This is a genomic window from Nocardia sp. FBN12 (genome assembly GCF_050320175.1).
Lineage (GTDB): Bacteria > Actinomycetota > Actinomycetes > Mycobacteriales > Mycobacteriaceae > Nocardia.
Genome location: NZ_CP190048.1, coordinates 702154 through 714652 on the forward strand (window position 1 = coordinate 702154; position 12499 = coordinate 714652).

The 12499-nt window shown below is 69.3% G+C and carries 13 protein-coding genes; 7 read left to right on the forward strand and 6 right to left on the reverse strand.

Annotation, left to right across the window (positions count from 1 at the left end):
• Positions 1 to 125: 125 nt before the first annotated feature.
• Positions 126 to 1934 (forward strand): Eco57I restriction-modification methylase domain-containing protein, encoded by a 1809-nt coding sequence (locus tag ACQHI0_RS03660; RefSeq protein WP_427906518.1) that lies wholly within the window; start codon positions 126 to 128, stop codon positions 1932 to 1934.
• Here the strand turns inward: ACQHI0_RS03660 and ACQHI0_RS03665 are convergent.
• The 3 genes from ACQHI0_RS03665 to ACQHI0_RS03675 form a co-directional block, all read right to left on the reverse strand.
• Positions 1902 to 2525: a TetR/AcrR family transcriptional regulator gene (locus ACQHI0_RS03665; RefSeq protein ID WP_427906519.1), complete on the reverse strand. Its 624-nt coding sequence runs from the start codon at positions 2523 to 2525 to the stop codon at positions 1902 to 1904. The two genes, ACQHI0_RS03660 and ACQHI0_RS03665, sit on opposite strands and share 33 nt — an antisense overlap.
• Before the next feature lie 7 nt (positions 2526 to 2532).
• The gene (locus ACQHI0_RS03670) at positions 2533 to 2721 is read right to left on the reverse strand and encodes a hypothetical protein (RefSeq protein ID WP_067456688.1); all 189 of its coding nucleotides are present in this window, start codon (positions 2719 to 2721) and stop codon (positions 2533 to 2535) included.
• Positions 2722 to 2837: 116 nt separating this feature from the next.
• Positions 2838 to 3353 (reverse strand): gamma carbonic anhydrase family protein, encoded by a 516-nt coding sequence (locus ACQHI0_RS03675; protein ID WP_427906520.1) that lies wholly within the window; start codon positions 3351 to 3353, stop codon positions 2838 to 2840.
• A 226-nt stretch (positions 3354 to 3579) separates the two neighbouring features.
• Between ACQHI0_RS03675 and ald the strand changes: the two genes are divergently transcribed.
• Positions 3580 to 4692, forward strand: coding sequence for an alanine dehydrogenase (gene ald, locus ACQHI0_RS03680; protein WP_427906521.1), 1113 nt, complete (start codon positions 3580 to 3582; stop codon positions 4690 to 4692).
• On the opposite strand, the gene sigJ is transcribed toward ald, so the two are convergent.
• Complete coding sequence (gene sigJ, locus ACQHI0_RS03685; protein ID WP_427906522.1) at positions 4693 to 5619, reverse strand: RNA polymerase sigma factor SigJ; 927 nt, start codon at positions 5617 to 5619, stop codon at positions 4693 to 4695.
• 117 nt (positions 5620 to 5736) lie between these two features.
• Between sigJ and ACQHI0_RS03690 the strand changes: the two genes are divergently transcribed.
• Positions 5737 to 6687 (forward strand): cobalamin biosynthesis protein, encoded by a 951-nt coding sequence (locus tag ACQHI0_RS03690; RefSeq protein WP_427906523.1) that lies wholly within the window; start codon positions 5737 to 5739, stop codon positions 6685 to 6687.
• On the opposite strand, the gene ACQHI0_RS03695 is transcribed toward ACQHI0_RS03690, so the two are convergent.
• Both ACQHI0_RS03695 and ACQHI0_RS03700 read right to left on the reverse strand, forming a co-directional pair.
• Positions 6684 to 7547, reverse strand: a complete 864-nt coding sequence (locus tag ACQHI0_RS03695) for an SURF1 family protein (RefSeq protein ID WP_427906524.1) — start codon at positions 7545 to 7547, stop codon at positions 6684 to 6686. The genes ACQHI0_RS03690 and ACQHI0_RS03695 overlap by 4 nt on opposite strands.
• On the reverse strand, positions 7547 to 8050 hold the full coding sequence (locus tag ACQHI0_RS03700) for a low molecular weight protein-tyrosine-phosphatase (RefSeq protein ID WP_427906525.1): 504 nt from the start codon (positions 8048 to 8050) through the stop codon (positions 7547 to 7549). Before ACQHI0_RS03700 ends, ACQHI0_RS03695 begins: the two co-directional genes overlap by 1 nt.
• A gap of 44 nt (positions 8051 to 8094) precedes the next feature.
• Here ACQHI0_RS03700 and cobC point away from each other — a divergent pair, with 44 nt between their 5' ends.
• From cobC to ACQHI0_RS03720, 4 genes are all read left to right on the forward strand, one after another.
• Complete coding sequence (gene cobC / locus ACQHI0_RS03705) at positions 8095 to 9237, forward strand: Rv2231c family pyridoxal phosphate-dependent protein CobC (protein ID WP_427906526.1); 1143 nt, start codon at positions 8095 to 8097, stop codon at positions 9235 to 9237.
• A gap of 69 nt (positions 9238 to 9306) precedes the next feature.
• Positions 9307 to 10422 carry a Nif3-like dinuclear metal center hexameric protein gene (locus ACQHI0_RS03710; protein WP_427906527.1) on the forward strand — a complete coding sequence of 372 codons (1116 nt, stop codon included), beginning with the start codon at positions 9307 to 9309 and terminating at the stop codon, positions 10420 to 10422.
• Between the two features lie 99 nt (positions 10423 to 10521).
• On the forward strand, positions 10522 to 11259 hold the full coding sequence (locus ACQHI0_RS03715; RefSeq protein WP_427906528.1) for a zinc ribbon domain-containing protein: 738 nt from the start codon (positions 10522 to 10524) through the stop codon (positions 11257 to 11259).
• A gap of 16 nt (positions 11260 to 11275) precedes the next feature.
• On the forward strand, positions 11276 to 12406 hold the full coding sequence (locus ACQHI0_RS03720) for a bifunctional RNase H/acid phosphatase (protein WP_427906529.1): 1131 nt from the start codon (positions 11276 to 11278) through the stop codon (positions 12404 to 12406).
• The last annotated feature ends 93 nt before the right edge of the window (positions 12407 to 12499 follow it).

Here is a 12499-nt window from a genome sequence, read left to right on the forward strand (position 1 = left end):
CCTGATGCAGTGGTGCAGCCCACCGTTTGAAAGCCGCGACCATGTGTGCGCAGGTGGGGGCGTTATGTTCCGGGTCGGCTCGCGCCTGCGGCGAATCGGTGCAGTTGCGGGGCACAATCGAACGCATGGCTTTGCAGGCCCGCGACGCGCAGGAGCGCAAACGGCACGGCAGGCACTACACGCCACCGGAGCTCGCGCGGTTCCTGGCGCGCCGGGCGCTGCGCTACGCCCCTCGCACCGGGGCGCTGCGCGTGCTCGACCCGGCGTGCGGCGACGGTGAACTGTTGCTGGCGGTCCATCGGGAAATCACGGCCGGCGCACCGGATGTCGCGGTGCGCCTCACGGGCTTCGACCTCGACCGAAAGGCTGTCGACGAAACCGCCGGGCGGTTCGCCGACCTCGACATCGAAATAGACTGTCGTGCGGGCGATTTCCTGGCTGCCTCCGCCGATCTGGCCGACGGATCGTTCGACGTGATCATCAGCAATCCGCCCTACGTACGGACCCAGCAGCTGGGCGGCGCGACTGCCCAACTGCTGAGCAAGCAGTTCGGTCTCCGCGGGCGGATCGACCTCACCCACCCGTTCGTAGCCATCGCACCACGGCTGTTGGCCGACGGAGGCGTGCTCGGATTGCTGTGTGCCAACCGGTTTCTCACCACTCGGGCGGGGGCCAACCTGCGTCGCATCCTCACCAGCGAACTGTCGCCGGTGGAGCTGTACGACCTCGGTGACACCAAACTCTTCGCAGCCGCGGTGTTGCCCGCGATCACCGTCGCCCTGCGCGCCACCGGTCCACCCGGCTGTCGCTACGTCTCGGTGTACGAGGAACTGGGAGTCGAACCCGACTGCACTACTGCGCTTTTCGACGCGCTGGCGGGCGACGATGCTTGCCTGGTCGGTGCCGGTGGCCGAGTGTTCGCAGTGGAGGTCGGCGTGTTGGCGACGGGTGCGGCGATGACGGGCGAACCCGCGACGCTCCCGAAAGGCGGACGGCTACCGGACCCTCCAGTGATGAACCCGCCGACGCCGGTCAGCGCGGAACCGGCAGCGCGACAAGCCGACTCGCGAACAGTCAATGGTAGTCGTCACGGTGACACCGCCTGGCGCATGTCCCGCCCCTCGGTCGATCACTGGCTGGGCCGGATCGCCGATCGCACTTGGCGCTCGTTCGGCGAGGCCGCGCGCATTCGGGTGGGGATCAAGACCACCGCGGATCGAGTGTTCATCTCGGATCGGTGGGATCAGATGGATCCGATGCCCGAGCGGGAACTGTTGCGGGAGTTGATCACACATCACGATCTGCAGCCGTGGCGAGTCGCGATGGCGCGCGGCACGCGGGTGCTCTATCCCTACGATCTGCTCCAACCCCGGCGAACCCCGATCGACCTGGCCGAATACCCGTGCGCGGCAGCATATCTCCAGTCCCATGAGCAGATACTGGCTGGTCGGCGATACGTACTCGATGGTGGCCGCAAATGGTTCGAGATCTGGGTTCCGCAGCGCCCACACCTCTGGGGCGCACCGAAGTTGGTGTTCCCCGACATCAGTGAACGCCCGCGTTTCGCGCTCGACCGGTCGGGGGCGGTCGTCAACGGCGACTGCTACTGGATCTCGCTCACGGATCTGGGGGCGGGCAGATCCGCCACCGATCTGGCATATCTCCTGATGGGGGTGGCGAACTCGGCGCTGGGGCTGCGGTTCTACGACGCGGTGTGCGGCAATCGGCTGTACTCGGGTCGGCGCCGGTGGATCACCCAGTATGTCGCGCGATTGCCGCTGCCCGATCCGGCCGGTCCGGCAGCGGGCGAGATCGTGCGCCGGGTTCGCGCCCTGCTCGAAGAGGGTGTGTCAGTGGCGGATTCGGGCATCGACGAGGTGGTCGAGGCGGCGTTCGGCGTCTCAGTGGACGTCGCGGATGCCGACCATCGGTAGCAGCGTGCGCCGCGCGAACTCCCGCCCGGCTTCGGCGTCGTCGAGCGGGATGAGCCCGTCCGGGGTCAAAGCCAGCGACAGGGCGAGCCGCGCCATGATCTCGGCGACCAGATCGGGATCGAATTCCGGCACCGGCGCGCTGGCCTGCAGCTCGCGCAGCTTCTCGGCCAGATACGCGCGCCCGACCGCGAGGATCGGCCCGGCGTCGGTGGTGAGCCGGGGCAGGATGATCTCCGGCTCGGTGCTCAGCAACCGGCGTAGCAGTTCGTTGCCCGCGATGGTGGTGACGAAGGCGACGAAGATCTCGACCAGCTGCTCGCCGGGTTCGGTGACCGCGCGCACGCGCTCGTCGATATCGGTCACATAGCGCTGCGCTTCGCGCACGCCGACGGCTTCGACCAGGTCGTTCTTGGATTCGTAGCGCCGGTAGAGGGTGGCCGGGCTGATGCCGGCCCGCCGCGCGATCTCGCCCATACTCGTGCGTTTGATCCCGAAGTCCAGAAACGCCGACAGCGCGCTGTCGAGCAGTTTCTCCCCGTCGGTGACGGGCTTTTCGAGTATTCGCGCGAGGATCGACGAGACGGTAGGCATTACCCCATTATCCCTGTGGGGGCAGATCCAACGCGGCCATCTCCTGCTCGATCGCATTGGCCGCGAAATGTACTCCGCGAGAACGGAGTTCGTGAACGCGGGATTGGAGTGCCTCGATCCCGCCGGGCTGCGCCGCGATATCGGCCACGCTGAGCCGTCCTGCCGCTCGGCGCACACCGGAATGCACGTATGCCACCGTGATACCTCCTGCCTCGCGTATCCGGTGCCGATCGTCACTCTCGTGATCGTCACGCAGTACGCAGGACAAATGCTATCAGGGTTCCCTACTGGTCACTTGCTCAGTGTGATGGGTCACAATACTTCGGCATCGCGGTGGTTGGTCAGATTGTGCAGGTACACCGCGGCGTTGAGCTTGATCCCGTCCTGCTGGGCGGGGGTGAGTTCGCGGCGCACCTTGCCTGGCACGCCGGCCACGAGCGAGCCGGGCGGAATCTGCGCACCCTCGGGAATCAGGGCATTTGCCGCGATCAGGCTGCCCGCGCCGATCACGGCGCCGTTGAGCACCGTGGCGCCCATGCCGACCAGTACGTCGTCACCGATGGTGCAGCCGTGCAGAATCGCGTTGTGGCCCACCGAGACTCCGGTGCCGACGGTCAGCGCGAAACCGGGGTCGGCGTGCAGCACGCAGCCGTCCTGGATATTGGTGCGCGCGCCAATGCTGATCTGTTCGAGGTCACCCCGCAGCACCGCCGAGTACCAGATGCCGACCTCGGCGCCCAGGCTCACCCGGCCGATCACAGTCGCGTTCGGCGCGATCCAGGCCGTGTCGTCGATCTCGGGCGTGAAGCCGCTCACCTTGATGATCATGAACCGATTATCGCGCTGCCCCGCGAACCTGTGCGCGGTGGGCCGCCGGGAAGGTCCCCAGCGTGCGGTGGAAGTGATGGACGAACCGTGGGCAATGCAGTGATCGTCGCCGTGCGCGCGCAGGGGGCGGGGTCGTTTCCGGAGTAGGTGTGCGTGTCGCCTGACTCGGTCGCGACACGCGATCGAGGCCGCGGCCGTGCTCCGGTGCAGGTCCTAGGCTTGGCGGATGACGCGAACGGGCGTAATCGTCGGGGTGCCGACGGAGGTCAAGCCGCAGGAATTCCGGGTGGCGCTCATTCCGGCGGGCGCCGCCGAACTCGTCGCCCACGGGCACGAGGTGCTCGTGCAGGCGGGTGCCGGTGCCGGGTCGGGTTTCGCCGACGACCAGTACCGGGCCGCGGGCGCGCGGATCGCGGCGGACGCCGATCAGGTCTGGGCCGAGGCCCACCTGGTGGTGAAGGTGAAGGAGCCGATCGCGCAGGAATATTCGCTGATGCGCCGCGATCAGGTGCTGTTCACCTTCTTGCATCTGGCGGCGTCGAAAGAGTGCACCGACGCGATCCTGTCGTCGGGGATCGTCGCCATCGCCTATGAGACGGTCCGCGGGCCTGACGGGTCGCTGCCGCTGCTCGCGCCGATGAGCGAGGTGGCAGGGAAGCTGAGCGCCCAGGTCGGGGCCTATCACCTCATGGCACCGATGGGTGGCGGCGGCGTACTGCTCGGGGGAGTGCCCGGAGTCCGGCCGGCCGACGTGGTGGTGCTGGGCGGCGGCGTCGCGGGCACGAACGCGGCGAGTGTCGCGGTCGGGATGGGCGCCAGGGTGAGCGTGCTCGATACGAATCCGGCGCGGTTGCGTGAGCTCGACGCACGCTTCGGCGGCCGGGTCGGCACGCTCGCCTCGCACGCACTCGAGATCGACAAGGCCGTGGTCGCCGCCGATCTGGTGATCGGGTCGGTACTGGTACCAGGTGCGCGAGCGCCGAAGCTGGTGTCCGACGAGCTGGTCTCACGCATGCGGCCCGGGTCGGTGCTGGTCGATATCGCCGTCGACCAGGGCGGTTGTTTCGCTTCCACCCGGCCGACCACGCACGCGAATCCGACCTTCCCCGTGACGGATTCGCTGTTCTATTGCGTGGCGAACATGCCCGGCGCGGTGCCGCACACCTCGACGGTGGCACTCACCAACGCGACGCTGCCGTTCGCGCTGGCGATCGCCGACAAGGGTTGGCGCGGCGCGTGCGCCGCCGACCCCGGCCTGGCCGCGGGGCTCACGGCGGTCGACGGCAACCTGCTGTCCGCCGAAGTCGCCGCCGCGCACGGGTATTCGCTCGGCGCCTGACTACTTGCCGCCACCCAGGTACCAGTCCGGGTCGCCCTCGATGGGCAGATCGCGGAGCTTGTCGGGGTTGCGCACGACATTGATCGCCACCACGCGACCGGCGTCGATGACGAACGAGAAGACGCCGGCGTTCTTGCCGTCGAAGACGATCAAGCCGGGCATGCCGTTGACCAGCACCGCGCGGCCCCAGCCGTCCGCGGCGGTGTACCAGCCGAGCAGCATCTTGGCGATGAGCTCCGCGCCGCGCACCGGCTGGCGGATGGCGGGCACCTTGCCGCCGCCGTCGGCCGTGAGGACCACGTTCTCGTCGAGCACGCCGAGCAGCGAACTCAGATCACCGGAGCGCCAGGCCAGCGCGAACGCCGAGACGACCTTCTCCTGTTCGACGGGCGAAGCGGGAAAACGTGGGGTGCCGTTCTCGACGTGCTTGCGGGCGCGCGAGGCGAGCTGGCGGACCGCGGCGGGCGTGCGCCCGACCACCTCGGCGACCTCGGGGCCGGTCATCCCGAACACGTCCTGCAGCACGAACGCGGTGCGTTCGGCGGGCGAGAGGGACTCGAGCACCACCAGTAGCGCCGTGGTGACGCGTTCGTCCTGGGAGATGCGGTCGGCCGGATCGTCCCAGGAAGTGACCTCCGGTTCCGGCAGCCACTCGCCGACGTACTGTTCGCGGCGGGCGCGGGCGGAGCCGAGCTGATCAAGGGCGAGGCGGCCGATGACGGTGGTGAGCCAGGCGCGCAGGTTGTCGATCTCGTCCGCCTTGCCCGCGTCGAACTGGCGTTGCAGGCGCAGCCACGCGTCCTGCACCACGTCCTCGGCGTCGCTGATGCTGCCGAGCGTGCTGTAGGCGAGTCGCCGCAGGTAGGGGCGGTGTTCCTCGAAGCGCCGGGCCAGCTCGGCCTGGTCGAGAGGCTGCGGTGAGGTCATGGTGTGCGCCCGTTCGGTTGATCTTGCTCGGTCCCGGCGAGTCTAGAAGTGCCGTCACAGTGATGACGAACCAGCGGTCGTGGGTGTGACATTCGCGCCGCCCGCTACCCTCGGCCGGTGCGGAAAGCGACATCGACGGCGGTCGGGCTGGTGCTGGGGTTCGTGCTCGATCGGGTTTTCGCCGATCCACGGCGTTGGCATCCCGTGGCCGGATTCGGCACGGCGGCAGCGGCATTGGAGAAGACGACCTATGCCGACAATCGCCGGGCCGGGGTGGTGCACGAGGTTGTCGCGGTCGGGTCGGTGGTCGGTATCGGCGCGCTCGTCACTCGCGGTCGGGGGTCCGGCGGTGTACTGGTGACCGCGTTGGCGACGTGGACCGCGCTGGGTGGTCGTAGCCTCGTGCGCGCCGGGCACGCCATGGCGGACCGGCTCGAAGCCGGGGATCTCGCCGGCGCTCGTGAACTGCTGCCGTCGCTGTGTGGGCGGGATCCGTCGGTCCTCGACGCCGAGGGGCTGGCGCGGGCCGCTCTCGAATCCATCGCCGAGAACACCTCGGATGCGACTGTCGCTCCGCTGCTGTGGGGTGCGGTCGCGGGCGTACCGGGGGTGCTGGGTTATCGGGCGGTCAACACACTCGACGCGATGATCGGGTACCGGAACGAGCGGTACGAGCGGTTCGGGTGGGCCGCGGCCCGGGTCGACGATGTCGCCAATCTGGTTCCGGCTCGGCTCACCGGCCTGCTCACCGCTGGGCTCGCGCCGCTGGTCGGTGGGAATGCGTCGGGTGCGCTGGGGGCGTGGCGACGTGATGCCGCCAAGCACCCGAGTCCCAATGCGGGAGTGGTCGAGGCGTCCATGGCCGGTGCGCTCGGGATCCGGTTGGGTGGGCGCACTCAGTATCGACACGGCACTGAACTTCGCCCCACTCTCGGTGACGGTCCGACGCCGACGCCAGTGGACTTGCGACGCGCGGTGCGCATGTCGGCGGGTGTGCAGGTCGGTGCGCTTGCGGTCGCCGTCGTGGTCACGACGCTGCGGCGCAGGGGCCAGGCAGCGCCTGCCTAGCGGCCGTAGCGGTCGGCCAGGCGAGCTTCGGTGGTGGTCTTCGGGGGGAGTTCCGGGCCGGTGGTCGAGGTGGGGCCGGACTCCGCAGAGCTCGACGATCCGGCGCGGTCGCGGCGGCGGGCTCGCAGTTCGGCGACCACGAAATAGCCGAGGCCGAGCGGGGCCATGAGGCCGAAGGCCAGCCATTGCAGGCCGTAGGAGAGGTAGGGGCCCGCGTCCAGTTGGGGGAGGGGGGTCGGGGTGAAGGCGCCGGGTTGGCCTTCGGCCAGTTGGAGGTAGCCGCCCTTGTCGGTGCCGGTGGGGATGGGGGTGAGGGGGGTGTCGAGGACGGTCGATTCCTGGGTGGTGTCGACCGTGTACACCTGGCGGTAGCCGTCCTGGGTGCTGGGGAGTTTGTCGGGGACGACGCCCTCGGAGGCCCGGACGCGGGCTTCGATGCGGTGTGGGCCCGCGGGTGGGTCGGCTATCGCGGGTGGGCGGGTGCCGTCCACGGCGGCGACCAGTCCTCGGTCGACCAGCAGGGTGCGGCCGTCGTCGAGACGGAAAGCGGCCAGGACCGCGTAGCCGGGGGCGCCGTCCAGGTGGCGTAGACGAACCAGGACCGTCGACTCGGGGACGAAGGCGCCGGTCGCGGTGACCTTGCGCCATTCGGTGTGGGAGCCGGCGTTGTCGAGCACGTCGGTGACTGCCACGGGGTCGGCGCGGACCGAGTCGGCGATCAACTGGTTGCGGTGTTCGGTGCTGTCGTTCTTGCCCAGCTGCCAGGGTGCCAGGACGGTGAAGCACAGGTAGGCGAAGGCGGCGACGATCACGGCGAGGATCAGCCAGCTCGGGCGCAGCAGGAAGGTGAGTTTGCGCATCAGAGTTGCACGTCGGCGCGGTCGCGGGCGTCGAGTTCGGCGTGGACCCAGTCGAGCAGGCCGGGGATGGCGGCCTCGATCTGGTCGCGGACCAGGTCGAAGTCGGACTGGTCGCCGTAGTAGGGGTCGGGTACGTCGCGGCCGTCGGCGGCGGGGTCGAAGCTGCGCAGCAGTCTGCGCTGGTCGGTGGGGACGCCGCGGTGCGCGAGCTCGCGGTCGTGCCCGGAGTCCAAGACGATGATCAGGTCGGCGTCACTGTGCTCGGGACCGAAGGTCGCCGCGGTGTGCTCGGTGGGGTAGCCGGCGCGGCGCAGGGTGGCCTCGGTGCGCGGGTCGGCCGCGTCGCCGACATGCCACGAACCGGTGCCCGCGCTGCTCACCCGCACGCGATTCGCCAGACCTGCTCGATAGAGGTGCGCCTCGAACATCTTCGCGGCCATCGGTGACCGGCAGATATTGCCTGTGCAAATGAACGAGACATGTAGTGGACCCACGGGAGCCATTGTCGCCCGTGGCGCCGATTCGCCGCCACGTAGGGTGTGCAGTTGTGCTCGAGGACTCTGTCGACCCCGCGATGTTGCGCCACCACGGCGACGTGGAGGCGCGCCCGGGCATGCTCGATTTCGCGGTGAACGTCCAGGGCCTCGCCCCGCCCACCTGGCTGCGCGAACGCCTCGCCGCCCGCCTGGCCGACCTCGGTCGCTACCCGAGCGCCGACGACGAACACGCGGCCCGCACGGCCGTCGCCGCCCGCCACGGCCGCTCGCCCGACGAGGTCCTGCTGCTGGCGGGCGCCGCCGAAGGCTTCGCGATGCTGCCCCGCCTGGCTTCCCGCCTCGCGGCCGTCATCCACCCGTCCTTCACCGAGCCGGAACTGGCATTGCGCGAGGCGGGCGTCCCGGTCACCCGGGTGATCCTCGAACGCCCGTACACCCTCGACCCCACGCTGGTCCCCGACGAAGCAGACCTCGTAGTCCTCGGTAACCCCACCAACCCCACCTCGATCCTGCACCCCGCCGAAACCATCCAGGCACTGCGCCGCCCCGGCCGGATCATCGTCGTCGACGAGGCGTTCGCGGACGCTGTCGTCGGCATCGCCACCGGATCCGCCGCCTCCGAAACGCCATCGACGATCAACGGGCTCGCCGGTTCCGGCGAGGACCTGGTCGATGCGCGTTCCGCGGGCCCGGTCGCCGGTGAACCGGAGTCGCTGGCAGGTCTTCCGGCTCCCGATGTCATCGTCTTGCGCAGCCTCACCAAGACCTGGGCACTGGCGGGCCTGCGCTGCGGCTACGCCCTCGGCGCCCCGGAGATCCTGGCTCGTCTGACGCACGGCCGACCGCACTGGCCGCTCGGCACCCTCCAACTCGAGGCGATCATCGCGACCGCTGAACCCTCGGCCGTCGCGGAGTCCCGGCGCTACGCCGACCGTATTGCCACCGACCGCACCGCCATGATCGACCGACTCACCGGACTCGGCCTCGACGTCCACACCCCGGCCACCGGCCCGTTCCTCCTGCTGCACGTCCCCGACGGCGCACTCCTGCGCAAGCGGCTCGCCGACCGTGCGATCGCGGTTCGCCGTGCCGACACTTTCCCCGGCCTTGGGCCGGACCACCTTCGCGTGGCGGTCCGTGGCATCGCCGAAGTCGACCGATTGATCGAGGCCATGCGTGCGGCACTGTGGTGATTCACCCGGAATTCATGCGTTGCGAGGTGATCGAATGACGAAGGTTCCCATGGAACGAAGGAGGCGGCGGTGACCGATTTGGCCGAACTGATCGGGGTACTCGACGCGGCGTACCCGCCGAGGCTGGCCGAATCGTGGGATTCGGTGGGGCTCGTCTGCGGTGACCCCGCGCAGGAAGTCACCAAAGTGATGTTCGCCGTCGATGCGACCACCGCTGTTGTCGACGAGGCAATCGGCTGGGGCGCACAGGCTTTGGTCGTGCACCATCCGCTGCTGCTGCGCGGGGTTGACACCGTTGCCGCACACACGCCGAAAGGCGCTCTGCTGCACCGGTTGATCCGATCCGGCTGCGCCCTTTTCTCCGCGCACACCAACGCGGACTCCGCCGACCCCGGCGTATCCGACGCGCTCGCGGCCGCGGTCGGCCTCACCGTCACCGGTCCGCTCGATCCCAAACCCCTTTCCTCCGTGGACAAGTGGGTCATCCAGGTACCGCAGACCCACACCGCTTCGTTGATGTCGGCGTTGTTCACCGCGGGCGCGGGCTCGATCGGCGACTACCGCGAAGCCGCCTGGTACACCGCGGGCACCGGCCAATTCCTGCCCGTGTCGGGCGCCAACCCGGCCATCGGTGCGATCGGCACCATCGAAACCGTCACCGAAGATGCCGTCGAGGTGGTCGCGCCCCCGACCTCCCGCCTCGCCGTCCTCGCCGCTCTGCGCGCCGCACACCCCTATGAGGAACCCGCCTACCACGTCACCGAACGCGCACCCCTGCCGTCTTCGCTGGGCATCGGCCGCATCGGCGAACTCGCACAGCCCGAAACCCTGCGCGAATTCACCGCCCGGGTCGGTGTCGGTCTCCCGCGCACGGTGTGGGGCGTGCGCGCCGCCGGCGACCCCGACCGGATGATCGAACGAGTCGCGGTCTGCGGTGGCGCGGGCGACTCCTACCTCGACAAGGCCATCCGCGCCGGCGTCGACGCCTACCTCACCTCCGACCTGCGCCACCACCCCGTCGACGAGCACCTGCGCCGTGGCGGCCCCGCGCTCATCGACGCCGCCCACTGGGCCACCGAGTTCCCCTGGTGCGGTCAGGCCGAACAGTTCGTCAACACCGCCCTGCCCGCCGTGGAAACCCGCGTCAGCGCCCTGCGCACCGACCCGTGGACGGTCAGCGGCTGACCCGGCCGTGCCCGTCTTCGGGTCTTGGCTAGATCACACCGCGCGGCGCGGTACGGTTGATCGATCCATCCATCCACTGTGTTCAGGAGTTCGTGCGCGTTGAATGTCGAACCGTCGGTCCAGACCAAGCTGTTGCAGCTCGCAGGAGTCGATGCCGAGTTGACGCGCATCGCCCACCGCCGTTCCGCGCTGCCCGAGCAGCTGGAAGTGACGCGGCTGGCGACCGAGCGCAACGGCTACAAGGACGCGGCCGTGGCGGTGGAGATCGGCATCGATGATCTGGACCGCGACATCCGCAAGCTCGAGGGCGAGGTCGAGGCCGTCCGCAAGCGTGAGGACCGCGACCGCGGCATGCTCACCGCGGGCACCGTCGCCGCCAAGCAGCTCTCCGAGATCCAGCACGAACTGGGCAGCCTGGAGCGCCGCCGCTCGGTACTCGAGGACGAACTGCTGACCGTGATGGAGCAGCGCGAGGCGATGCTCGCCGACCACGACCACGCGGGTGCGCGGCTGAGCAAGGCCGACCAGGATCTCGAAGACGCCGAACGTCTGCGCGACGAGGCGATGGCCGATCTCGAAGTGGCACAGCAGCGTTGCGAGAAGGACCGCTCCGAGCTGATCGGTCTGTTCCCGGCCGAGCTGATCGCCGTCTACGACAAGCAGCGCTCGGCACACGGTGTCGGCGCGGCGCTGCTGCAGGCCCGTCGGTGTGGCGCCTGCCGGATCGAGATCGACCGTGGCGAGATGCAGCGCATCGCCCAGGCCGCGCCCGACGCGGTCCTGCGCTGCCCGGAATGCAGCGCGATCATGGTGCGCACCAAGGAATCCGGTCTGTGATCGGAGCGGTACGCCGATGAACGAAGTGATCGTCGAAGCCGACGGTGGCTCGCGTGGCAATCCCGGCCCGGCCGGTTACGGTGCGGTGGTCTTCGCCGCCGATCACGTGCGGGTGCTCGCCGAACGCAAGGAGTTCATCGGCGTCACCACCAACAATGTGGCCGAATACCGCGGTCTCATCGCGGGTTTGGCGGCGTCGGCCGAGTTGGGCGCGCGGGTCGTCACGGTGCGGATGGATTCCAAACTGGTCGTCGAGCAGATGTCGGGACGCTGGAAGATCAAGCACGCCTCGATGATTCCGCTCGCCGAGCAGGCGCGGGCACTGGTCGCCGGATTCGACCGGGTGAGCTTCACCTGGATTCCGCGCGCCGAGAACTCGCACGCCGACCGGCTCGCGAACGAGGCGATGGACGACGGCGACCTCACCGCGACCGTGCGCGAGGCCGTCGCGGCCGGACATGTCGCCGGTGACGCGGTCGCGGTGCCGAAATCGGCTGACGCGACCAAGGTTTCGCCCGGCTGGACCGGCGCCGTCGGCAAGCCGACCCGCCTGTTGCTGCTGCGCCACGGCCAAACCGCGCTGTCGGTGGAGCGCCGCTACTCCGGCCGCGGCAACCCGCCGCTGACCGAGCTCGGTCGCGAGCAAGCCGACCGCGCCGCGAAAATGCTTGCCGCCAAAGGTGATATCTCCGCGGTCGTGAGTTCTCCGCTGCAGCGGGCCAGGTCCACCGCCGAAGCCGCCGCGACCGCCCTCGACGTGCCACTGCGCATCCTCGACGGCCTCACCGAGACCGACTTCGGTGACTGGGAGGGTCTCACCTTCGCCGAGGCCGCCGAGCGCGATCCGCTGCTGCACAGCGACTGGCTGGGCGACACGTCGATCCTGCCGCCCGGTGGCGAGAGTTTCGATCAGGTGCGCGAGCGCGTCGAAGGCGTGCGCCGCGATCTGGTCGCGCTGTACCCGGGTCAGAACGTGGTGGTGGTCAGCCACGTCACCCCCATCAAAACCCTGCTGCAGCTGGCGCTCGGTGTCGGCCCGTCGCTGCTGTACCGCCTGCACCTCGACCTCGCGTCGCTGTGCATCGCCGAGTTCTATCCCGACGGTGGCGCTTCGGTGCGCCTGGTCAACGACACCTCATACCTGTGAGCTAGCCGCTCGTCACCCGGGCACGGTACGGTCGCCCAGGCTGACGGTCGGCGTAACGACGACCGCGTACCGCCCGAAAGGTTTCTCGGGCGT

Bases quoted from the DNA above. Each gene is read 5' to 3' on its own strand.
- ACQHI0_RS03660 (WP_427906518.1), top strand. From the start codon at position 126: ATGGCTTTGCAGGCCCGCGACGCGCAGGAGCGCAAACGGCACGGCAGG.
- ACQHI0_RS03665 (WP_427906519.1), bottom strand. From the start codon at position 2,525: ATGCCTACCGTCTCGTCGATCCTCGCGCGAATACTCGAAAAGCCCGTC.
- ACQHI0_RS03675 (WP_427906520.1), bottom strand. From the start codon at position 3,353: ATGATCATCAAGGTGAGCGGCTTCACGCCCGAGATCGACGACACGGCC.
- ald (WP_427906521.1), top strand. From the start codon at position 3,580: ATGACGCGAACGGGCGTAATCGTCGGGGTGCCGACGGAGGTCAAGCCG.
- sigJ (WP_427906522.1), bottom strand. From the start codon at position 5,619: ATGACCTCACCGCAGCCTCTCGACCAGGCCGAGCTGGCCCGGCGCTTC.
- ACQHI0_RS03695 (WP_427906524.1), bottom strand. From the start codon at position 7,547: ATGCGCAAACTCACCTTCCTGCTGCGCCCGAGCTGGCTGATCCTCGCC.
- ACQHI0_RS03700 (WP_427906525.1), bottom strand. From the start codon at position 8,050: ATGGCTCCCGTGGGTCCACTACATGTCTCGTTCATTTGCACAGGCAAT.
- ACQHI0_RS03720 (WP_427906529.1), top strand. From the start codon at position 11,276: ATGAACGAAGTGATCGTCGAAGCCGACGGTGGCTCGCGTGGCAATCCC.